20 protein-coding genes are annotated in these 22,997 nt (G+C 45.3%); 9 read left to right on the forward strand and 11 right to left on the reverse strand.

Annotation, left to right across the window (positions count from 1 at the left end):
• Nucleotides 1-65 precede the first annotated feature (65 nt).
• A complete protein-coding gene (locus AWQ22_RS08715) occupies nucleotides 66-371 on the reverse strand; it encodes a hypothetical protein (protein WP_157094603.1) in 306 nt (101 codons plus the stop codon).
• An 88-nt stretch (nucleotides 372-459) separates the two neighbouring features.
• Here AWQ22_RS08715 and AWQ22_RS16560 point away from each other — a divergent pair.
• Nucleotides 460-1,169 (forward strand): IS1 family transposase gene (locus AWQ22_RS16560; RefSeq protein ID WP_397428282.1). Its coding sequence is split into 2 segments (ribosomal slippage): nucleotides 460-745 and nucleotides 745-1,169, totalling 711 coding nucleotides; the frame shifts between segments, so codons are not numbered across the junction.
• A 2-nt stretch (nucleotides 1,170-1,171) separates the two neighbouring features.
• Here the strand turns inward: AWQ22_RS16560 and AWQ22_RS08730 are convergent.
• The 6 genes from AWQ22_RS08730 to upp all read right to left on the reverse strand — a co-directional run bounded on the left by AWQ22_RS08730 (nucleotide 1,172) and on the right by upp (nucleotide 8,743).
• Nucleotides 1,172-5,692, reverse strand: a complete 4,521-nt coding sequence (locus AWQ22_RS08730; protein ID WP_065710831.1) for a sacsin N-terminal ATP-binding-like domain-containing protein — start codon at nucleotides 5,690-5,692, stop codon at nucleotides 1,172-1,174.
• Between the two features lie 270 nt (nucleotides 5,693-5,962).
• Nucleotides 5,963-6,352, reverse strand: coding sequence for a hypothetical protein (locus AWQ22_RS08735; protein ID WP_065710832.1), 390 nt, complete (start codon nucleotides 6,350-6,352; stop codon nucleotides 5,963-5,965).
• Nucleotides 6,353-6,371: 19 nt separating this feature from the next.
• A complete protein-coding gene (locus AWQ22_RS08740; protein WP_065710833.1) occupies nucleotides 6,372-6,920 on the reverse strand; it encodes a hypothetical protein in 549 nt (182 codons plus the stop codon).
• 351 nt (nucleotides 6,921-7,271) lie between these two features.
• Nucleotides 7,272-7,538: a YggT family protein gene (locus AWQ22_RS08745; protein WP_012307299.1), complete on the reverse strand. Its 267-nt coding sequence runs from the start codon at nucleotides 7,536-7,538 to the stop codon at nucleotides 7,272-7,274.
• Nucleotides 7,539-7,630: 92 nt separating this feature from the next.
• Nucleotides 7,631-7,933, reverse strand: a complete 303-nt coding sequence (locus AWQ22_RS08750; RefSeq protein WP_062434476.1) for a hypothetical protein — start codon at nucleotides 7,931-7,933, stop codon at nucleotides 7,631-7,633.
• Nucleotides 7,934-8,086: 153 nt separating this feature from the next.
• Nucleotides 8,087-8,743: a uracil phosphoribosyltransferase gene (upp, locus tag AWQ22_RS08755; protein WP_065710834.1), complete on the reverse strand. Its 657-nt coding sequence runs from the start codon at nucleotides 8,741-8,743 to the stop codon at nucleotides 8,087-8,089.
• Between the two features lie 62 nt (nucleotides 8,744-8,805).
• Between upp and AWQ22_RS08760 the strand changes: the two genes are divergently transcribed.
• Together AWQ22_RS08760 and purH are read left to right on the forward strand one after the other, a co-directional pair.
• The gene (locus AWQ22_RS08760) at nucleotides 8,806-9,264 is read left to right on the forward strand and encodes a molybdenum cofactor biosynthesis protein MoaE (protein ID WP_065710835.1); all 459 of its coding nucleotides are present in this window, start codon (nucleotides 8,806-8,808) and stop codon (nucleotides 9,262-9,264) included.
• Between the two features lie 91 nt (nucleotides 9,265-9,355).
• Entirely contained in the window at nucleotides 9,356-10,906 is a 1,551-nt protein-coding gene (purH, locus tag AWQ22_RS08765) for a bifunctional phosphoribosylaminoimidazolecarboxamide formyltransferase/IMP cyclohydrolase (RefSeq protein WP_065710836.1), read from the forward strand.
• A gap of 64 nt (nucleotides 10,907-10,970) precedes the next feature.
• On the opposite strand, the gene pyrR is transcribed toward purH, so the two are convergent.
• Complete coding sequence (gene pyrR, locus AWQ22_RS08770) at nucleotides 10,971-11,504, reverse strand: bifunctional pyr operon transcriptional regulator/uracil phosphoribosyltransferase PyrR (RefSeq protein WP_065710837.1); 534 nt, start codon at nucleotides 11,502-11,504, stop codon at nucleotides 10,971-10,973.
• 358 nt (nucleotides 11,505-11,862) lie between these two features.
• Here pyrR and AWQ22_RS08775 point away from each other — a divergent pair, with 358 nt between their 5' ends.
• Nucleotides 11,863-12,114 (forward strand): acetyltransferase, encoded by a 252-nt coding sequence (locus AWQ22_RS08775; RefSeq protein ID WP_065710838.1) that lies wholly within the window; start codon nucleotides 11,863-11,865, stop codon nucleotides 12,112-12,114.
• Nucleotides 12,115-12,283: 169 nt separating this feature from the next.
• On the opposite strand, the gene leuS is transcribed toward AWQ22_RS08775, so the two are convergent.
• Nucleotides 12,284-14,842: a leucine--tRNA ligase gene (gene leuS / locus AWQ22_RS08780; RefSeq protein ID WP_065710839.1), complete on the reverse strand. Its 2,559-nt coding sequence runs from the start codon at nucleotides 14,840-14,842 to the stop codon at nucleotides 12,284-12,286.
• A 255-nt stretch (nucleotides 14,843-15,097) separates the two neighbouring features.
• On the opposite strand from leuS, the gene AWQ22_RS16945 reads away from it, so the two are divergent.
• The 5 genes from AWQ22_RS16945 (at nucleotide 15,098) to AWQ22_RS08805 (ending at nucleotide 19,544) form a co-directional block, all read left to right on the forward strand.
• The gene (locus AWQ22_RS16945; RefSeq protein WP_232321325.1) at nucleotides 15,098-15,649 is read left to right on the forward strand and encodes a DUF29 family protein; all 552 of its coding nucleotides are present in this window, start codon (nucleotides 15,098-15,100) and stop codon (nucleotides 15,647-15,649) included.
• A 197-nt stretch (nucleotides 15,650-15,846) separates the two neighbouring features.
• A complete protein-coding gene (locus AWQ22_RS08790) occupies nucleotides 15,847-16,434 on the forward strand; it encodes a DUF4087 domain-containing protein (protein WP_065710840.1) in 588 nt (195 codons plus the stop codon).
• Nucleotides 16,435-16,491: 57 nt separating this feature from the next.
• Nucleotides 16,492-17,256: a PD-(D/E)XK nuclease family protein gene (locus tag AWQ22_RS08795; RefSeq protein ID WP_065710841.1), complete on the forward strand. Its 765-nt coding sequence runs from the start codon at nucleotides 16,492-16,494 to the stop codon at nucleotides 17,254-17,256.
• A gap of 41 nt (nucleotides 17,257-17,297) precedes the next feature.
• Complete coding sequence (gene prfC, locus AWQ22_RS08800; protein WP_065710842.1) at nucleotides 17,298-18,914, forward strand: peptide chain release factor 3; 1,617 nt, start codon at nucleotides 17,298-17,300, stop codon at nucleotides 18,912-18,914.
• A gap of 21 nt (nucleotides 18,915-18,935) precedes the next feature.
• Complete coding sequence (locus AWQ22_RS08805) at nucleotides 18,936-19,544, forward strand: TerD family protein (RefSeq protein ID WP_065710843.1); 609 nt, start codon at nucleotides 18,936-18,938, stop codon at nucleotides 19,542-19,544.
• 11 nt (nucleotides 19,545-19,555) lie between these two features.
• Here the strand turns inward: AWQ22_RS08805 and gcvT are convergent, their stop codons facing one another.
• Together gcvT and AWQ22_RS08815 are read right to left on the reverse strand one after the other, a co-directional pair.
• Nucleotides 19,556-20,647 (reverse strand): glycine cleavage system aminomethyltransferase GcvT, encoded by a 1,092-nt coding sequence (gene gcvT, locus AWQ22_RS08810; RefSeq protein WP_065710844.1) that lies wholly within the window; start codon nucleotides 20,645-20,647, stop codon nucleotides 19,556-19,558.
• Between the two features lie 47 nt (nucleotides 20,648-20,694).
• A complete protein-coding gene (locus AWQ22_RS08815; RefSeq protein WP_065710845.1) occupies nucleotides 20,695-22,929 on the reverse strand; it encodes a DNA polymerase III subunit gamma/tau in 2,235 nt (744 codons plus the stop codon).
• Between the last annotated feature and the right edge of the window lie 68 nt (nucleotides 22,930-22,997).

A 22,997-nucleotide genomic window follows, 5' to 3' on the forward strand; every position in this document is an offset into this window, starting at 1 on the left:
AGAATATTTTTCAGAATTTTATGATCAAGAAAATAGATAAGTTTACTATTTTCAATTAATTAAAGTTAGTATAATTCAATATTTTCAATTAAAATTAAAGCTTGATCTTTCAATCTTTTCCAATTCAAAATCATGTCATTAGCTAAGTTTTTAGAGTTGCGCTGAAATCCAATTAGAGATTCTATTTGTTCACTATTATATTCACAAGAAGTTAAAGGTTGTGAATTGAGATTGTAAAAAACCTTTTGCAACGTGTGCCAAGCTGATTTGATTCTGATTTTTTCTTTCACTAAATCACCAATATGTAGGATTATAAATATTTCATAGTGATCTTGGTTTTCTGATTTGCACATGGTTTCCCATTCATTCACAGTAATACGAATAACATCACTATATGGTGGTACTAAAAGGGTAATGACGGTTTTGTTAAGGTAGAACGGAAGTCATTGACTCCGACCCATGCCTCAATGTCCCAGCTGTCAATCCCAACATACAGTCAAAAATGGGCACATCCACAACGGTAAACAGCGCTTTCTCTGCAAGCAATGCGGTCGTCAATTCGTGGAACATCCCACCAATAAACTCATTGATGCTGAAACCCGCGCTCTGATTGACCGTCTGCTTTTCGAACGTATTTCGATGGCCGGCATCGCCAGAGCTGTTCAAGTTTCTGAACAATGGCTGCAAAATTACGTCAATATGAAAGCAGCACAAGTACCAAGAAGGGCCAAGGTTGTCCCCAAAAAAAGGGGTCTTTAAAGGTGCAGTGTGACGAACTCTGGTCTTTTGTTGACCACAAAGGCAATAAACAGTGGGTCTGGCTGGCCCTTGACGTTCAAACCCGGGAAATTATTGGTCTGCACGTTGGTTGCCGTGGTCGAGAGAGTGCAAAAGCACTGTGGGCGTCATTGCCTGGGGTATATCGGCAATGTGGAGTCTTCTACACGGATGAGTGGGAAGCCTACCGTGGCGTATTCCCTTCAAAGCGTCATCGGGTGGTTAGCAAACAGAGTGGTAAAACCAGTTATATTGAGCGCTTTAATTGTACTGTGAGGCAAAGGATGTCACGGTTTGTGAGACGCAGTCTAGCCTTCTCCAAGTGTGTATTTAATCACATTGGACTATTGTGGAATTTCATCCATCACTACAATTCCTCATTACCCCTTTAGTACTACCCACTATATTTTGGATTAATAGTTTTTACCTCAACGTACAATTGATCATTACTTTTTTTGCATAAAAAATCGTAACCCATCACATCTGGTTGTTTTGCTACATCATAACCCAAGTCTTCATAAAATGATTTTGCTTGATTTTCTCCAAAGTTTCCCCAACATTCTGGATCCTTGCCTGTTCCATCTGGATTGCTGATCACACTAGTTCTAGCCAATGTACGATCAGGTTGCTGTTGACCAATGTCGTTAATTGCCTGAGTATCATCAAATATTAGATTATCAAAAATTGCTTTTAAGTCTTTAAAACCACTTTCTCTAAAATATTGGATAGATTCTTCAATGGGATCATCGAGAAAATCCAGTAATCTTTCACTGCTAATTTTCCTATTACTTAATTCTAATTCTCGAATTAAATATTCACCGATTCTTGCATTTTTTCTGTTATTCCATTTTTCCACATAATCAATGTTGTGATTTTCATTATAGTAGTTATAAATAGGTTCATTGTAATTGATTTTCTCAATGCAACAATATAATTTTTCAGAATTATAAATTGTCAAATCATCTAAGCATTTTAATATTTTCTTACTTTGATTTCTAATGACTTCTATATCAGTGGTATTAACTAGATACATACTAATTAAATCAACTCTTTGTTTGATTAAATTGTGTAAAACATTACAAGTTTTATTGTTTTTGGATACGGGCCTGATATCTTGTTTTGTGATTTTTTTGACACCCACAGAATCATAAAAAGACTGGCAATTTTCGGAATATTTAACAAGCTTTGAATTTCTTTTAAACGGCAAGCTTAGATTTGAATCCAAATAATACATTTCAGAAATAGGATGCAACTGATCGTCACAAGCTAGTATTTTTCCTGTCTTTCTATATTCAAGTAGAAGATTTTTATCTTGAATATTTACACCTTTATTAATGATTTCAGATATTGATTTATAAATTTTTAATGTATGGTGATTTTCACCACTAGATAAAAGCTTCAAATATGCATTAATATCTAATGTTCTTTTAATACCCAAAAAATCTTCAACTTTCGCTGGTAGATTAATAGCGGAAATTAACAAATCTAAGCCATTTAACTCATTTGCTAGAGATGCAGAATAGACTTTTCCTGGCTCATAACATTGTTGATCTAAACAAGGTATTGATCGAAGATATTGCGTGACAATGAATTTAAAAAGAGAAATGACCGTTCTCGGTGTATCTTGATTTATCCGTATTTTTGAGTTGTCTTCTAACCTTAATCTTCCCCAATGTTCAGCTAAGTACGTCCATAACTTAATAGAAAATTGATAATTTCTATTACAATTTAAGATTTTTTTGATAGCAAATGAATCGAAATCTGAAATTTGAGAATTGCTGAGATCACCAACACCAATAAATTGACGATATGCTTTAAACAATTCATCTTCAGCACTAATCAAATTTTTTGTAATCGGAATAATTTTAAGCTCTTCGGCTACCCCTATCTTTAAAAAAAAATTTTTCCATAAAACTTTATCATTATTATGACTTATGTATTTGTTACTAACTATTTCATTGCAATCAATTGTCGCAAACAGATCTTCTAAATTTTGGATTGGTTGATAATCATTAGATAAATAACATCTATCTGCAGGTGCCAATTGATTATTTTTCAATAAAACTGGTAGTTTTTTTAAATTGTTAAAGTCATCTTCAGATAATTCTTTATAATAATATAATATCTCAGTCGTTATAAAAACGGCATTTTCTGCTGTAACTAAAGTAGAATCTTTTGTCAGTAAACTAATTTTATGCTTGAGTAATTCAATACCATATTTTTCTTGAACACCGATACTAATAAAAAACTGCCTCCAGCTTTCTCGTGATTGTCCCTCATCACAATAATCGACACTAATCAAATTTTTCAATTTGATTTCATTGAGCAATTTTAAATTCTGAGAAGAATTCGTATAAAAATCAGTAAAATTGCAATTATGGGCTTCTTGTAAACCATCATTTGTCCTCAGTAATAAGTGGCTCAACTCTCGTTTTAATTCATTTGGAATTTCTTTTCCTTTAAGTACTTTATAAATAAACTGTGTGATCTTAATGGTATTATTTTCATTGATTTTATGATTTTTAATCATCGGAATAATAATTCTTTTGATGATTTCTATTCCATCCGGCTTAATAGTATGGATTTTCAAGAAAAATTTTCGCCATTCATCAATATCACTATGACTTTTACAATAATCAGATATGATAAACTTAAAGCTATTTTGGGATAAGTCGTCAGTTATAGACTCCAACAAATAATCTGGTCGATAGTAATCTGACAGATAGCAACTGGAAGCTTCACTGGAAAAATATTTGTCATTGGTTTTATAGAGCAATTGAATGTTTTTTAAGAATTGGTATTCTTGCACTGTCAATTGATCGCGATATTTAAAAATAAAACGAATATAATTAATATAATTTTTGATTTTATCATTAAAGGGTTTATATTGATTTTTTTTCAATCTATTTTTAATTAATGAAATTGGCTCAAATTCTGTGACTCCTAACTCCCTTAGACAATCATCAACAGCTTTGTTTGTGTTGCAAATTGTTTGAAGATCAGGATGAATAAAATTGAAGTTATCAAAAGTCAGTAATTGTCTGTCATCGGAAGAGGGTCGAAAATAAATAGAAGATTTTTCTGGTGAAATATAGCTTCGATTTTCAAGCCATATAATTGCAATAGAATTTCTTTTGATTTGTTTGGTGTATCTTTTCTTGTTGATAACCTCAAGAAGTGTAATATATTCATTAAAATTCAATCCAGACTTTAAGAAATCACACAAGCTACTGAAATCAAAAGTTTCTACACCTAAAGATTTGAGCTTTTGAGAACATAGTAAATCATGACTAACAAAATATTTGTCTATCCCTAAAGCTGATTTAATTCTTGCTGAATCAATTGTTTTTATAATTCCTGTTTCATCAAGAATGGCTTCACTAACCTTTAATAAATTGCCAATTTCATCAGAAGGAATAAAAGCAATATCGTGTAATCCTTTTTCGAAGCCTTTATTAAAGCAAGCAGCCGTAGTTTCATTGATAGATATTTTTTCAGGAATAAGCTTTACAATGTGATTTCGATATTCGGGATACTCAGTGCATATCCATGCTATAAAATCAAAAAAGAGATAGCCTATTTGTTGAAAAATAAAGCCATTCCACTCATTGTCTCTATGCAAATCTTGACGATTAGCAGTAGTCAAAAAATCAGCATTAACTAAAACTGGGAATTGATAATCTTTGACATTTGTTGGTAAATAAGTAAATAAAACTGATTCATTAGAAGTCAAAGAAACTAAATTGTTGCTCTCTAGTTTTACAGCAAAACTTAATTTGGTCTTAGTCGCTTCTTTGAGTTTTTTGGGAACTTTTTGATCGTTTTGAATTTTGTCTTTAACTGTTTGGTCGACATCAAAATCAAAATCTTTTGAAAGCCAATTATTTTTGAGTTTGCTATTATATAATATTTGACTGAAATCATTATTTCTTTTCAGTTGAAGACTAAGTTTTAAATCTTGACTTAACCCAGACACATTTATTAATTGAACATGACGTAAAAATAACATAAATCTTGGTTCAGTAAACAGTTGTTTCAATTTTCTTTTATACTCATTGATTTTATCTACACCAACATGAAGTGCAATAGCTACAGAGTATTCACTGAAATCTGGACATTGCTCGATTTCAATTGGTAGGTGATTTTTTTCTGTCCATATTGGTTTTATTTCCCAGGGTGTTTCTTCCGAATTCTCATAATGACTTCTGTCGTATCGAAACTGATATCCACCGGAAAATATATAAACACAATCAGCGTCTGCAAAAACTGATTTAAAGCCTATGCCTTTATAACCTGTTTTGGACGAATCTGTTTCTTTTGTACTATCGCCAATACTTGAAATTGCCTCAACTTCTCTATCATTAAAAGGTTTGCCATTATGCAAAATCAAAAAATATTCTTGCAATAATATAAAATGAACTTTAACCCTTCCTGATTGAGATGGAAAATCATCTGCATTTTGCAATATTTCAAAAATAAATCTTTCAGATTCTGTATATAAATCTCCTGCGATCTTCTTTAATGCTCTTGATAAATTTACTGCATCTCTCGTTGTACTTCCTGTCTCTTGAAATAGCCTATTAATTATCTGCTCATATTGATTAGTTATTTTTTTGATTTTAATCAAATCTTTATTGGCATCACCTTGAATTAAATATTTATTACTTCTTTTTTTGCACTCTTCTGCAGATGCCAAACAGAAATAAAACTGATAATAAGCTCCATTTTCTAAATTACTGTTCTTGACATATACATCATTGACAATTTCTGATTGACCAGGATATTTGATATGCCTATCGTCACAAGTTCGTATTTCATTGAAAAATCCAAAGGATTTATCTTTGATAGCCTTATATTTCCCAATTAAAATTGGTTGTGAAATTTCCCATGTGTCAAGCAACTCTTGGATTTTCATGTTTTATATATTTTTTAGAAGAGGTTAAATTTTGAATTAAAAATAAGTAAACTTGTACTTTCGAAGTACCAAAACTTTTGTCTCTAAATTAGCACAAGTTTCAACTATTTTTTCAATATTACCTTAAATCAAGAAATTCATGGATGAATAGCTATTCTGAAATGAAGAGATTTACTGTGTATTCATAATAGCTTGTACACCTCTTGGTAAGATTTCGACAGTAGAAAAATATTAGGCGATCGCCACTACTTTTTCATCTTTTTACTAAGACTATTGGGTAGTCATTTCCAGAATCGCTTCAGAGAGAACTTTTACCGTATTTTCTAGTTGTTCTACTCTTTCTTCCATCGTCTGGGGCAGCGGCAGTTTTTCAACCAAGGGCACCAAATTTTTCCACCCTCTCTGACAAGTGATACCATAGGCTTGTTTATAGATTTGGTAGCACTTATCATAGGTGCCATAGCGGGCTTGCAACAACTTTTGATCTACCTTTTTGTTTCCAGGTAAAGCATAAGGTTGTCCCAAATCTTTTTGGGCTGCGACGATTGTGCGTAGGCGTTCATACAAACCAGCAGTGATCGCAAAAACGCGAGCCGTATTTTTTAAGCTTTGCTTGTCTAATTCTTCTAATTCATCAATGATGCGGCTAAATCTGGACATGGCTATCTTCCTACTTTAATCATTTATCCAAGAGACTTCTTTGAGTATTGGGAATCCCTGATCCCATTTGTGGTTTCTCTGGATCTGCTTCAGGATTCAAATCGATGGTGCCTGGATCCTTTGGGTCATCTTCAAAGAAGATCAGTTGTAAAAATTGCCATACAGCCTGGAATTTGCCGAAGATTGAATTGGTTTGTCTCACCCTCTCCGCCACGGCATAGGCTTCTTGTTCCATTTGTCTCAGTTCTGAGTAGAGTCGGTCTTTTTTGATGGTGGTTCTTTCTAAATTCTGAATTAAAGTCGTAATCTCTTGGTTAGCCGCATCGAGTTGACGCTCAAGCTGGATTTTTTCATCGCCCTTTAAGACCAATTGTCCTTCTAGGGCGTCGATATCTGTTTCCAGGATTTCTATTTGGTCTCTGTATTTCTCCGTCCAACTTTGGAGGGCACCCCGAGAAATTCGCAGGGATTTAATTACCTCAATGGCGTCTTGAAATGCCTGATCCTCTGGTTTTTCCTTTGCCAGTTGATACAGTTCTTGAACTTTTTCTTCAAATCCTTCTTTCACGCAGCCTCTCCATACACTTACTTCCCTTAAGGATATTGGGAGAGCGTGATTAGTCTCAGTTTTGCTTTAATGTTCTTAAAAAACGTTCCGAAAAATTCACTGCTTTTTGTCGCGCAAAAAATATTTCAACATTTATCTCCCCTCAGTCAATTTTCCCTTGATAATATTGGCGATCGCCAAAAAGATCCTTTATGTTTCCTTAAGATTTAGCTGGGTCTCTTGTGGAAAACTTTCGGATTTTTGTGGAAAAAGAACTGTTTTTGTGGAAAAAACTTGAAAAAATCTGCCAGAGCAGATGCCCCCAACTGGAAAAAATCACAATGGGGGCGATCTCCAAAAATTTTAAGACCTTTAGAATAAAGCGCCACCGCCCAGGACACCACCAACGGCTTGGAGCAAGAAAATTGCCACAATGGGGGATAGATCCAAGCCTCCCAGGGGCGGAATAAACGAACGGAACAGGTTAAGGTAGGGGTCGGTCACAGGGCTCAGAAAACCCATCACTTGCATTGCCCAATCTGCGGTCTGAAACCAACTGAGAAGAATGCGGACAATGAGAAGCAGAAGATAAATCTGGATAAAGTTTCCGAGGCTGACTCGTAATAATTCGGCTGCCATATTCCTGTTACCGTATAAAAAACTGAAGACCTGACAATGGGGTCTTTGTCGTTCATCTTAACCGATGTTGCAAAATTGCTTGGGTACGGATATCAAGAATTGGGGTTCAATGGCTCCTGACCATTGTGGGGATGTAATACCGTCATTTGTTGGCGGACATCGTCAATGGCACCATTCAGTTGGGCAATCTTATTCTCCAGGCTGCGACGGGCCATTTCCATCCCTTCTTCGGTGTCAAAGCTGAGAGGTTCTTCTTCCTCTGACCACTGGGCCTGACGCGGGGCATTATTGTCTTTCACTTTCGAAGCGGCGATCGCCCCGGCAATGCCCCCCACAACACCACCAAAAATAGTGCCTAACAGAAACCCCGTCCCAAATCCATCGCGTTGACTCATAGGAAACCAAAACCCTTGATTCTTCTCAGTGCTACCTTAAGCTTAACGGTTGGGGATCGCTCTTGACCAGGGTGCGTTTGCAAAGATTTTTGCCAGGGAATGACCCTTGCTTGGAGATTTATTTTTTGTCTCCTGACACGCCAGCGTTAGAGGTCAGCGAGTACCAAAGGTGCGATCGCCTGCATCCCCTAGACCGGGCACGATAAAGCCTTGATCATTCAGTTCTTGGTCGATCATCGCCGTATAAATTTGTAGGGCGGGATAGTCTAAACTCAGTTTCTGGAGGGCTGGCGGAGCCGCAACCACAGAGATAATGCGCACATTCTCCATGGCAATGCCGCGTTTTGTCACTTCAGCCATGGCCGCCGTGATCGTCCCCCCTGTTGCCAACATCGGATCGAGGAGCAGTAGACGAGTTTCTGGGGCAAATTGCGCTGGCAAATTATTTAGATAACAAGCCACCTCAAGGGTTTGTTCGTCCCGCCGATAGCCGAGGTGGTAGGTGGCAGCAATATTCGGGATTACCTCTTGGGCTCCTTCCATTAAACTGAGTCCGGCCCGCAGGATGGGAATTGCAATAAGCGGCGTTTGGGGATGGATTAAGGTGGCTGGGGCCTGGGCGAGGGGAGTTTCAACGGCCGCATCGAGGGTGGGCAGCCAATAGCGACAGGCTTCGTAGGTGAGCCATTTTCCCAGTTCTTTCATGGCCGTTTTAAACAGGGGGGTGGGGGTATTGGTTTCCCTGGCGATCGCCAACCAATGCTTGAGGAGGGGATGATCAGGCACAAAAACCCGGAGTTGCGAAGCCATAGACGTTTTGCATCAAGAAAGAACCGTCCTTTAGACTAGCATAAGCTTTTAGATGAAACTCGATGCGCGTCCCTACCTATCCTCACGATCAGTTTGCGATCGCCTTTGCCCCCCTCTCCTTTGATGCGGTGTATCGTCTCGCCGAAGACCCCGGTAGTGGGGCTGTAGTGGTGATGAGCGGTACCGTCCGGAATCGCAGCGATGGCAAGGCTGTCCATTATCTCGAATATCAAGCCTATGAACCAATGGCGATCACCGTTTTCCAACAAATCGCCCACGACATCCGCCAACAGTGGCCCGACACAAATCGAGTCGTGATTCACCACCGCATCGGTAAGCTGGAAATCGGCGAAATTAGCGTCCTTGTCGCCGCTAGTTGTCCCCACCGAGCCGAAGCCTTTGCCGCCTGTCGCTACGGCATCGATACGATCAAACACAATGCCCCAATCTGGAAAAAGGAATTTTTTGCCGGGGGTACGAGCGAATGGGTGCAGGGTTGCCGCACTGCTGAGGGGTGTTAATCCTTCCTGACAGATACCCTTGTAACCGTTTGAAGAAAGTTTAGGCGATCGCGTATGATGGGACGCTGGTTCACATAAGGAAATCGCGGATATGGCACGTCGTTTAGCACTATTGAGCGTCTCAGACAAAACTGGCATCGTCGAATTTGCCCGGCAACTCGTAGAAGAATTTGAATTTGACATCATCAGTAGCGGCGGCACCGCCAAAGCCCTCAAGGATGCAGGCGTCCCCGTCACCAAAGTCAGCGATTACACCGGTTCCCCAGAAATTCTCGGTGGCCGTGTGAAAACCCTCCACCCCAAGATCCACGGGGGCATTCTCGCCCGTCAGGACTTTCCCGAACATTTACAAGACTTAGACGACAATAATATTCGGCCCCTCAGCCTCGTCGCGGTCAATCTTTATCCCTTCGAGCAAACGATCGCCAAAGCAGGTGTGACCGTTCCCGAAGCCGTTGAACAAATTGATATCGGTGGCCCCGCAATGCTCCGGGCAGCGGCGAAAAACTTTGGTAGCCTCACTGTTATTTCCAATCCCCGTTATTACGACGAATATTTAACGGAACTGCGCAGCAACGGCGGCACCGCGACCCTCGAATTTCGTCAACGCATGGCCGGGGAAACCTTTGCTCTCACCTGTGCCTATGACCAGGCGATTTCGAGCTATTTTGCCAGCACCGTGAATGCCAATACAGACTTACCCCAACGCTTGGGCCTCAGTGGCGAAGCAGTGCAAACCCTCCGCTATGGCGAAAACCCCCACCAGAAAGCCACTTGGTACAAGACCGGAACCCAAATTGGTGGTTGGGCCGCCGCTGAAAAACTCCAGGGCAAGGAACTCAGCTACAACAACCTCGTGGATCTCGAAGCGGCACGACGGATCATTGCCGAGTTCCCCGATGGCGATCCTGCCGTCGCAATCCTCAAGCATACTAATCCTTGCGGTGTGGCCCTCGGTTCGACGTTACAAGAAGCCTACGAAAAAGCCTTTGCCGCCGATTCTGTGTCTGCCTTTGGGGGCATTGTCGCCCTAAATAAACCCCTCGATGGCCCCACTGCCGAAGCCATGGGGAAAGTCTTTTTAGAATGTGTGGTTGCCCCTGACTGCACCCCGGAAGCCAGAGAAATCATTGCGAAGAAGAAAAATCTGCGGGTTTTAACCCTCCCCGATCTGCTCACTGGCCCGACCCAAACCCTCAAGGCGATCGCCGGTGGCTTTTTAGCCCAGGATGCCGATACCCAAATTGAAGCACCCCAAGATTGGCAGTGCGTCACGGAGAAACAACCCAGCGAGGCGGATCTCGCGGAATTGTTCTTCGCCTGGAAACTGTGCAAGCACGTTAAATCCAACGCGATTCTCGTTTCCAAAGATCGGGCTACGGTTGGTGTGGGGGCTGGTCAAATGAACCGGGTCGGTGCCGCAAAAATTGCCTTTGAACAGGCGGGCGAAAAGGCCCAGGGTGCGTATCTAGCCAGTGACGCCTTTTTCCCCTTCGATGATTCGGTACGGAGTGCGGCCGCAGCAGGGATTAAGGCGATCGTTCAGCCGGGTGGTTCCATTCGGGACGAAGATTCGATCAAGGCCGCCAATGAATTGGGGCTGATCATGATGTTCACGGGTTCCCGCCATTTCCTCCACTAGGATTTCGTATTGAAACAAAGCGAGCAGGTGTGTCGTAAAAATTGTGATGCACCTTTTTTGCTGTCTATTTGATCAGTTCCACAGCGTCGCGGCCATCTAAATCCTGGAGATAAACCTTGACTTGTTCTTCTTTGGCCGTGGGGAGTTTTTTCCCAGTAAAATCTGGCTGGATGGGCAGTTGGCGGTGACCCCGGTCAACTAAAACCGCTAGGCGGATTACCTCCGGGCGACCATAGTCATTCACGGCATTGAGGGCGGCGCGGATAGTGCGACCTTTGTAAATTACATCATCGATAAGGACGAGATTCTTGCCATTGAGATCAAAGGAAATATCTGTTTTTGAGGGTGTGCGTACCCGAATTTGGTCGAGGTCATCCCGATAAAACGTAATATCAAGGGCACCGACGGGCACCGCAATGCCTTCGAGGGTTTCAATTTGCTTGGCAATATTTTCAGCAAGGGGAACGCCACGGGTATGGATTCCCAGCAGGGCTAAGTCGGTCAAATCCCCCGCTTTTTCGACAATTTGTGAGGCCAGACGGGTGATGGTGCGACGCATCTCCTCGGCGGATAAAATTTCGATGACGCTCTTTGTCATGGGCTCATTCTAAGCAAAAGTATTGCCATTGTAGAGCTTGTTTCGGGTCGATGGGAATCAACAAGATATGGGCTTCAACCGTTAGAAAAATTCATAAAGCGCGGCATTTTAGCGGTGGAAATGTCATGCTAGAGGTAGATTAGGGGGCAAAAATGCTCGATTTTTCTGCTTTTTGACCTTGTAAGAAAATTAAAGCTCTTGCCAAAAGGCGATCGCCTTTTCCTTAATCGATCCTGGGCTTAGGCCAGATATTAAGCTGATTAACTTTAAAATTACGCGCCGATTTTGTCGATAAATCCCTGACACGCCTGAGCCTTGTTGCACCTCAACCATTTTGAAGTTGCCACGGAGGTTTCCGATGTTTCTCAACCACGCCCCAGAACAGGTCTTGATCGAAGTGCTGAATCTGCATGAATTATGGGATCCGTTCAAAACAAAAGTTTGGGCCCGTGCCCATGCCGGAGAAGAAATGCAAGACCCGGAATTTTATCCCAAAGCTGAACTGCTTTTCCCTTCGGGAGAATCTCTCCCCAAAGCCTGGATTGATCCCCATTATCGTGCCAATGTGCCCATGCCAGAACATTTATCTGCCGCTGCGGCGACGGGCTAAGATCAGCTTCTTTTTGAAATCCCATTGAGCTTTTGAGGCTCTCCCCGTCATTATTGTAGATTAAGGGAGAGTTTTTTTATGCTCGGTGATGAGATTAGCCACAAAAAAGAGAGCCCGTGGGATAACTTTCACGCAACTCTCTATTTCTTTACTATTTAGTTATTGGCAACTACTTAGGAATCACGAAGTTCACCAATTTGTTCGGGACAACGATCACTTTTTTAATCTCTTTGCCCGCAATGTAACGTTGGGCAATGTCAGAGGCCGTGGCAGTTTTCTCTAGATCCGCTTTGCTAATCCCTGCTGGTACTTGGATTGTCCCCCGGGTCTTTCCGAGGATCTGGATCACAATGGTAATTTCGTCCACCGTCAGGGCCGCTTCATCTAACTGCGGGAAAGGAACGGTGTGGATCGATTCACTGTGACCGAGATTTGACCAAAGTTCATCGGCGATGTGGGGCGCAAAGGGAGCCAGCAGTAAAATCAGCGTTTCGATCGCCTCTTTATACACAGGAGAATCCACGCATTTCACGTCTTTGATCGCGTTATTGAGCTTCATCAGTTCGGCGATCGCCGTATTAAATTGGTAGTCCCCTTCGAGGTCTTCTTGGATTTCTTTGATCGCGGTGTGCACAGCCCGACGCAGATCTTTTTCTGCCTTAGACAGTTCGCCTGTCGCTTTAACGCTAGTTTCTGCGGCTTCATAGCCAGCAACTAAATTCCAAATCCGATTTAAAAAGCGGAATTGCCCTTCCACATCGGCATCGTCCCACTCTAGATCCTTTTCGGGGGGTGCTTTAAAGAGGATAAACATCCGCGCCGTATCCGCGCCGTATTTGTCTAACACCAGGGCCGGATCGACGCCGTTGTATTTCGACTTCGACATCTTTTCGTAGAAGCCTGTGAGCGGTTCGCCGGTTTCTGGATCTTTGGGATCATTGGGGTCAACTTGATCAGCGGGCACATATTTATTCGTGCGCGGATTTTTGTAGGTCAGCGCCTGCACCATCCCCTGGGTTAACAAGCGATTGAAGGGTTCATCTACGCTCACCAGTTGGCGATCGCGCACCACTTTTGTGAAAAAGCGGGAGTAGAGCAGGTGGAGAATCGCGTGTTCAATGCCGCCCACGTATTGATCGACGGCCATCCAATCGTTAACTGGGTCGAGGGCAAAGGGTTTTTCGGTGTTATTGGCGTCGGTGTAGCGCAGGAAATACCAAGACGAATCAATAAAGGTATCCATCGTGTCCGTTTCCCGACGGGCAGTTTTCCCGCAACAGGGACAGTCCACCGTCTGCCAGTCGGCCATCTGGGCCAAGGGCGAACCACCCCGCGCCGAAAATTCCACATCTTCGGGTAATACGACAGGGAGATCACTGTCCGGCACAGGCACCACACCGCAATCATCACAGTAGATCATCGGGATCGGGCAGCCCCAGTACCGCTGTCGGGAGATCAGCCAATCCCGCAGACGATATTGAATTTGTTCTCGACCGAAACCGTTTTCGGCGGCAAATTTGGCGATCGCCTTTTTCCCTTCGGTAGAAACTAGGCCATCGAACTGGCCACTATTCACCATAATGCCCGCCTCGGTATAAGCCTCTGTGAGTGCCGCCGTCGCGTCGCCACCTTCTGGAATAATTACTGTTTTGATCGGTAAATTATTTTCCTTGGCAAACTTAAAGTCACGGCTATCGTGGGCCGGAACCCCCATCACTGCCCCTGTACCATATTCATACAGCACATAATTGGCGATTAGAATCGGCACTTTTTCCCCAGTGAAAGGATTGGTCACCTTGCCCCCAGTCGCAACCCCTTTTTTCGGCTTATCATCGGCGGTGCGATCCTGTTCGCTTTCCTGGCTCACCTCAGCGATAAACGCATCAACAGCAGCTTTTTGTGCGGGCGTTGTTACCTGGGCGACGAGGGGATGTTCCGGCGCGAGGACAACGTAGGTGACTCCAAAGACCGTATCTGGGCGCGTGGTAAAGACTGCGACTTTTTCGTCGCTACCGACAACGGGAAATTCTAGGTGCGCCCCGGTGGATTTGCCGATCCAGTTTTCTTGCATCAATTTCACCCGCTCCGGCCAACCGTCGAGGGTATTGAGATCCTGGAGGAGTTCTTCGGCGTAGTCGGTGATCTTCAGGAACCATTGGCGCAGCAATTTTTTCTCCACGATCGCCCCCGACCGCCAGGAACGGCCTTCCGCGTCTACCTGTTCATTCGCCAAAACCGTCTGATCAATGGGATCCCAATTTACTGCCGCTTCTTTTTGGTAGGCTAATCCAGCTTTGTAAAACTGCAAAAAGAGCCATTGCGTCCATTTGTAATAGTCGGGGGAACAGGTGGCGACTTCTCGATCCCAATCGATAGAAAGGCCCAACTGTTTAAGCTGCTCGCGCATTTGAGCAATATTTTGATACGTCCATTTTGCGGGCGGAATCCCCCGGTCGATGGCGGCATTTTCTGCGGGTAGCCCAAAAGCGTCCCAACCCATGGGATGAAGCACTCGATAGCCTTGCATTCTTTTGTAGCGGGCAATGACATCGGTGATCACATAGTTGCGCACATGACCCATGTGGAGCTTGCCGGAGGGATAGGGAAACATCGACAGAGCGTAAAATTTTGGCTTGTCACTTTGGCTAGGGGTTTTGTCTAAGCCAAGCTCTAGCCATTGTTGTTGCCATTTCGCTTCAATATCAGCGGCACTGTATCGCGTTTCCACTCTTGGTTCTCCGTGTTGTAAGGGTCAGTGGCTTATTTTAACCCCCGAGTGGATGGGTTGCTGCCTAGGAGGGCCAGGGATTTTTTTAGGGGCGATCGCCTTTATTCTCGCCTCGGAAAAAGATCGGGCACAATGGACAATAGGGCCACAGGAGAAAAGATGTCGCCAAGCGATCGTCAATTTGATGAACCTTCCTTTTGGGCAAAGATCAAGAAACAACCCCGCAACATCGGCAAGCCGATCCTGGAAAATGCCTTGATTTTGTACTTTTGCTTGCAAGATCCAGAAACGCCGATTCAGATCAAAGGGGCGATCATTGCGGTACTGGCATATTTCATCATGCCCCTGGATGCGGTCACCGATTTTCTGCCAGTGGTGGGTTATGGAGATGATTTTAGTGCTCTCATTGTCACCCTTGGAACATTTTTTCAACATATCAAACCAGAACATCGAACCGCCGCAAAAGACAAATTAGATCAGTGGTTTGCCCAGGATGAATCAGCGATATTAAAACAGCAAGAATTGCAGCAATATTTACAAGTTTTATTGGTCGCTTTATTAAAGTCAGAATATAGACTCGATCCAGATCTTGATAACCTGAAGGTCATTATTGATTTTACCCGTAAGAAAATCCAAGCAATCAAAATGCTAGATTCCCAGAAGCTAGACCTAGCAGAAATGGAGATACAATTAAAATCAGCTTACCAAGGTGCTATCAAAATTCTTAAAAAAGAAAATAAAGCTGCTGTACGCCAACTACCAAAAGAATGTCCTTGGTCGATATTTGTTATTTTAGGCAAGGCGTGATTTGTTTTTTTATATTTACAGTCTAGTCAAGTATTGTCTGATAATTTAAAAAACTTAAATCTTGAATCTTCTTGATTTCCAAAAATTAAGTAAAAAATTATTTGAAAGAAATTCAGGTGATGCTAGATAATTAGAGAACCACTTTTTGAAATAGACAGCTTTTCATCAATCACTGGAAGCGTTGGAGAAGATTACCCATGGTGAAGCACATTTATCGGCTAGGGATTGTCGCTGTGTTGTTGGGTTTAAGCGCCTGTGAAGTAACCATTGGATCTGATCCGCAAACGCCCCCGACAGAAGATGTGACTACCCAAGATCCACCAGGCAATACGGCAACCCGTTCTGGGGCTAGTGATGAGGGCGTTGCTGAAATAGGCACAGGTGGCGGCATCGCAACATCAAGACCGCCGCAACCACAACCCCAGGCGCAACCGCAATCGCCGCCACAACCCATTGCCCAAACCTCTACCAGCTTTGAAACCCGCTGTGGTTGGTTCTCGAATCCGACTCCAGGCAATATTTCTCTCTATGATGCCGACCGGGAATGGATCATTGGCGTCCAAGGGGGACACCAGGTAGCAACAGATTGGGACTGGCCGAATTTTGCGCCGGATCAGTGGGTGGTGACCAATGTGGGCAGTTACGGCTATGGTTGCGCTTGTATGGATGTGCAGGCAAACCCAGCAACAGGCACGATCAACGACATCCGCAATGTGCGCGCCCAGGCGATCGCCATTTGTCAGCAGGATCCGGCCCTCAATCGCTGGGCAAATCTTTTCCCCTAAAATTCATGTCCGATTTTGTAATCTAGGGAAAAAGGCGATCGCCCCTGAAAATCTCCCATGTTTTATCTATCCCAAGCCCACCTCGAACGCTTCCAACGTTGCCCGCCAGCCTTCCAAGCCCTTTATCTGGAGCAACTGACAGCCCCCAATGACCCAGATTATCGGGAAAATCAGCAATGGGGCATCCGGTTTCACCAGGCAATGCAACAACTCCAGCTAGGCTTGCCCCCAGCGCAAATTACCACAGACCCCAATCTCCACCAGAGTCTCCAAGCCCTGCTCACCGCCCAACCCCAACTCCTCGACCAACAGCAACAAACTACCGCCGAATACCGCCGCACCCTGATGATGGACGATTTTCTGCTCACGATTATTTGTGATTGGATCAATTTTGGTGCTGATACCCTCCAAATTTACGACTGGAAAACCTACCGTCAACCCCGCCAAAGCGATGATCTAAAAGACCACTGGCAAACGAAGCTCTATCTTTATGTCATGGCCGAGACCACGGGTTATCAGCCGGAACAACTCGCGATGACTTACTGGTTTATTGCCCCAGGGCAACCGCCCCAATCCCTGACATTTCAATATGATCAGACTTGGCATCAGCACATCCACACTGAACTGGTCGCCCTGCTGACCCAACTGCAACAGAATTTAGATCAATACTTTCAAGACGGTACGCCTTTGCACCATGGCGATCGCCAAATTTGTCCCCATTGCCCACCCCACCAGCATTTACCTAGGGCTGAAACCTTAGATTTTCTCAGCGGGAAAAGCCTAGAGGACTTTCTGGGGGAGATTGAAGCAGTACAATTGTAGACGCACCATTCATCCAGAAGCACAAACCCCAGACCAGATTTATGGCGACAGAATTGCACACAGAGCTAGAAGAAGCCGTCCGATTGCGACGGAATTTTGCGATCATCTCCCACCCGGACGCAGGTAAAACCACCCTCACCGAAAAACTTTTGTTGTACGGAGGTGCCATTCACGAAGCCGGAGCCGTCAAAGCCCGCCGGGAACAGCGCAAAGTTACCTCTGACTGGATGGAGATGGAGCAACAACGGGGGATTTCCATTACCTCGACGGTGCTGCAATTTTTGTATAACGGTTACCAAATTAATCTGCTAGATACCCCTGGTCACCAAGACTTTAGTGAAGATACTTACCGTACCCTCGCCGCGGCGGATAATGCGGTAATGCTGGTGGATGCGGCCAAGGGTCTAGAGACCCAAACCCGTAAATTATTTGAAGTCTGCAAACTGCGATCGCTGCCCATTTTTACCTTTATCAACAAATTAGACCGTCCGGGGCGGGAACCCCTAGAACTCCTCGATGAAATTGAACAGGAGCTGGGTCTACAAACCTATGCGGTAAATTGGCCGATTGGCATGGGCGACAGATTCCAGGGAGTTTATGATCGTCGGTTAAAAGAAGTGCATTTATTTGAACGGACAGCCCACGGCACCAAGGCTGCCACGGAAACTGTTTATAAAATTGACGATCCGGCCCTCGAAGATATTTTAGATGCGGATCTTTACGAACAACTCCAGGAAGAATTAGAAATTCTCGAAGAAATTGGCGCAGATTTTGATCTAGAAGCGATCCATGCGGGCAAGCAAACCCCCATTTTCTTTGGCAGTGCAATGACCAATTTTGGGGTGCAACTTTTCCTCAGTGCGTTCCTAGAATATGCCTTGAAGCCGGAGCCCCGTGCTTCTAGCCTCGGTGATTTGGAACCGACTTACCCGGAATTTACTGGGTTTGTCTTTAAGCTCCAGGCAAATATGGATCCCAGACACCGCGATCGCGTTGCCTTTGTGCGAGTCTGTACCGGGAAATTTGAAAAGGATATGACCGTCAGCCATGCCCGCACCGGAAAAACAGTGCGTCTATCCCGCCCCCAAAAGCTTTTTGCCCAGGGCCGCGAATCCCTCGAAGAAGCCTATGCGGGGGATGTGATCGGTTTGAACAATCCGGGGGTGTTTGCCATTGGCGATACGATTTATTGCGGCAAAAAATTAGAATATGAGGGCATTCCCTGCTTCTCGCCGGAACTATTCGCCTATTTAAAAAATCCCAATCCTTCTAAATTCAAACAATTCCAAAAAGGAGTGAAGGAACTCCAGGAGGAAGGGGCCGTACAAATCATGTATTCTGCCGATGAATTTAAGCGGGAACCCATTTTAGCTGCCGTTGGACAACTGCAATTTGAGGTGGTGCAACATCGTCTCAGAAGCGAATATGGCGTAGATAGCAAGCTCGAACCGATCCCCTACAGTGTGGCGCGCTGGGTCACGAATGGTTGGGAAGCCCTGGAAAAAGCAGGCAAAATTTTTAATACGATGATCGTCAAAGATCTCTGGGAACGGCCAGTGATTCTCTTTAAAAATGAGTGGAATCTTCACCAAATTCAAGGGGATCATCCGCACCTAAAATTGTCGGCGATCGCCCCCATTGGTTCTTCTGTTAAATGATGTTTCGCTTGGTAAAAGCCCATGGCAATTCAACTGAAAAAAGGCAACCGCATTTCCCTCAAAAAAGAAGCCCCTGGTCTCAAGAAAGTGATGCTTGGCCTCGGCTGGGACATGGCAACCAGCAATTCAGGGGGCGGTTTCCTCGGCATTTTTAAAAAGCCCGCCGGTAGCATTGACCTCGACTCCGGGGTTCTGTGCTTAGATTCCCAAGGGAAACTCAACAGTGCCAGTGACTTTGTGTATTACGCCAATCTTAATCACAAATCTGGGGCGATCGCCCACCAAGGGGACAACCTCACTGGCGCAGGCGAAGGGGATGACGAGCAAATTTTTGTCGATTTAGAGCAGGTGCCTGCAACGATCCAAAGCTTGTTATTTACCGTCACCATTTACCAAGGCCGACAACGGGGCCAGGAATTTGGCCAGATTAAAAATGCCTTCGTGCGCCTCGTTGACCTGAGCAACAACCAAGAGATCGCCCATTACAAACTGTCCGGGGAAACCTACCAAGGCAAAACGGGAATGTTGATGGCCGAGTTACGTCGGGAGGAAAATGGCTGGGCCATGACTGCCCTTGGTGATGGCCTTGACCCCCAGGATGCTGAAAATCTCCTGCGCAAATATCAATAACTGTGGAATTACTACTGTTTGTTGGGACGATAAAAAGGTTTTTTCACCACCTGGGCTGGGTACTGTTTGCCCCGGATTTCTACGGTGACAGCTTGACCCACTTTGCTAAATTCCAATGGGAGATAGGCTAAGGCGATCGCCTTTTCGAGGGTGGGGGACATCGTACCGCTGGTCACAAGGCCCACTGCTTCACCATTCACGAGCACAGGATAGTCATGGCGAGCGATACCGCGCCCCTGCATCTCTAGGCCCACCAAACGCCGTCGAATGCCCGCTGCTTTTTGGGTCTGCAAAATATCCTTAGCGATAAACGTATCTTTTTCTTGCCAGTGGATCAGCCACCCCAAACCCGCTTCCAAGGGGGTTGTCTCGTCGTCCATATCCTGACCATAGAGATGTAACCCGGCCTCTAGTCGCAAAGTATCCCGTGCTCCCAAACCACAGGGCATCACCCCCGCATCGATTAAAGCGCTCCAAAGTTTTTTTCCTGCTGTCGGTGCGACCATCACCTCAAAGCCATCTTCGCCGGTGTAGCCAGTTCGGGCAATAAAAGCCGTTTCCCCGAAAATTTGTCCTTGGCCGTGGTTAAACAGCTTCAGGGTCGCTAAGTCTAAATTTTCCACAACAGGTTGCAAGGCTTTCTCCGCCTGGGGGCCTTGGATCGCCAGCAAGATATTTTCTTGGGAGACATCGGTTAAAGTGATCCCCTGCGCTGTCAAATGGCGCGTTAACCAGTCCCAATCCTTCTGGGTGGTGGCCGCATTCACAATCAAAAAGCCCTGGCGATCGCCCTGGTGATAATAGATCACATCATCGATGATGCCGCCATGGTCATTGAGTAGCACTGTGTATTGCGCTTGACCGGGAGCAAGTCGTGCCAGATTTGAAGGCACCAGTTTTTGCATGGCTGCAATGAGGTTTTCCCCAGCCAACTGAAACTTGCCCATGTGGGAAATATCAAACATTCCCACCTCTGTGCGCACCGCCTGATGCTCCACCTTTAGGCCTTTGTATTGCACGGCCATCTCCCAACCGGAAAACGGTACAAATTTGGCACCCGCTGCAATGGCGAGGTCATGGAGGGGCGTGCGCTGTAAAGTCATAGGGGCTTCTTCATCCAAGAGACATCACCACCAATGATACGAGGTTCTTAGAACGGAATCTCATCGTCCGGGGCAACTGGCACAGGTGGACGGCCTTGGACAACGGGGGTAGTTGGTGGTTCGGGAACAGATGGCGGAGATTTTTCGGGTTCGCTAGGCAGCACAACCTGCACATCCGTTTCTTCTGGGGGGACAAAGTGAGTCAGTTCGATCACCTCTCCGTCAAACAATTCTGCAAACTGTTGGGCGATCGCCTGGATATCATCGGTCGTTTCTGGGATCTCTGCTGCGGCTGTGAGTTCAGGCGCTGATGCTGATTCAACGATGGGAGGAACCGCTGGGGATGGTGAGGCGATCTCTCCGAGATCCGCTTTGCGGTGCGCCGTTGGTGTTGATTCCGGAGGTTTTGGATCTGGTACTGGTCTTGTTGGCGACCCTGGAGGCGCTGGGGCCATGGGCTGCGGGGTTTCCGTAACCGGGGGCGGCGACATCTCGACAGGATTTCGCGCTGGGGGTGGGGAAACGACTGTCGGCGTTGGTGCAGGCGTAGATAAAATCGGGGTTACTGATGTTCCCCCCTGACCATTCTCTAAACCATGGCCCACTTGTAAGGTCACCTTAAGGGGATTGCCACAGATTTTCTCAAAGGCCGCCTCAAGCTGGAGGGTTTTATTTTTGGCAATTTTGAGTAAATTGGCGCTTTTAATGCCAATAAGGGCAGTGTGCTCTGTAAGCTGAAGCAGTTTGCCATGGTCTCGAAACAAAGACTGGCTCAACAGGGGCAGTTGGCGCACAATGCCTTGCCACAGTTCCTCCCGTTCCAGGGCCGAAATTGTCGGGCTTGTGGTTGCAGGAGGTGACGGTGATAAAGGGGGGGGCTCGGTGGGCTGAACCGTTGGGGACGCGACATTCTGGGGCGGTGGCGCTTTGGCGATCGCCTTTGCTTCTGGTACAGGGGCCGGAACTTGGGGAACTTCGGGTTTGGGAGGAACTTGGTGAACTTGAGTATCTACCGGAGAGGGGGGCGTTCCAGAACCGTGGCCATTGGTTGCAGGGGGTGTTTCCCCAAAGGGATGGGGGATGTCCTGCTGTGGTGGCGGAGAAGTCGGCAGTGTCGCAGTAGGCTGCGTTTGTAGATTGATCTGAGTATTTAAAGGAGTGGTCGCGGTTCGAGTAGTTTGGGTCTGTCCAAAAGCAGCGGGAAGTAATCCCAAAAGGGTAATTTCTAACCACAGACGCGGTTGGGTCGTATTTTTGAGTTGATATTCACTTTCTTTGAGGTGTTGCTGTCCCTGCAAAATAGTTGAAAGCTCCCACTGGTTTGCTTCCTGGCAAAGGATTTCCCACGTCGGTTGGGTCACAGCGATCAGATCTCCCCGTTGGGGGGCAGTTTTGGCAATGAGCAAATTTAGATAAAAACTCGCCAAATTTTGCAGCACAACCAAGGGTTCCCGACCTCGGTTTAACAGGCTCCGGCATTGTTGAATAACTGCCTCTGGATCATTGCTGTGAATCACCTGGAGCAATTGCAATAGATCCCGCTCCGGCACGGCCCCTACTAAATCCCAGACCTTATCAGGGGTAATTTCACCGGACAATAAACTCAGTTGATCCAATAAACTTTCTGCATCCCGCAACCCTCCGTTGGCAATTTGCGCAATTAACGTCACCGATTCGAGGGGAATATCGATATTTTCTAAATGGGCAATTTTCCGTAGGTGGGCGACCATCGCATCGAGGGGAATGCGTCGATAGTCAAACCGTTGACAGCGGGAAATAATCGTGGGTAAAACCCTTTGGGGATCCGTTGTTGCTAGGACAAAGACGACGTGGGCAGGGGGTTCTTCGAGGGTTTTCAATAGAGCATTGAACGCCGCCACACTCAACATATGGCATTCGTCGATGACATAAACTTTGTAGCGGCACTGGACAGGGGCAAACTGCGATCGCTCGATGAGTTCGCGAATATTATCAACGCCCGTATTACTCGCCGCGTCAATTTCAATCACATCTAAGGCTGACCCATTGGCGATCGCCCGACAAACTTCACACTCGCCGCAAGGGTGGGGCGTCGGTTGGGCTGCATTTAGACAATTTAGAGACTTAGCCAAGATCCGCGCACTGGAGGTTTTCCCTGTTCCCCGTGGCCCTGAGAATAAATAGGCTGGGGCAATGCGTCGCTGTTCGAGGGCATTACTCAAGGTTGTGGCGATCGCCTCTTGGCCAACCAACTGCGCAAAAGTCTGGGGACGATATTTGTGGTGGAGCGGTTCGTAGGCCATGGGAAACAACGAAAAATTCGGTAAAGGACGGCGATCAGTAAACAGTTATGGATCCAGCAGCAACGATA

Origin of the sequence: Picosynechococcus sp. PCC 7117, from assembly GCF_001693275.1 — a bacterium.
In the GTDB taxonomy this organism is placed as follows: Bacteria; Cyanobacteriota; Cyanobacteriia; order Cyanobacteriales; family MRBY01; genus MRBY01.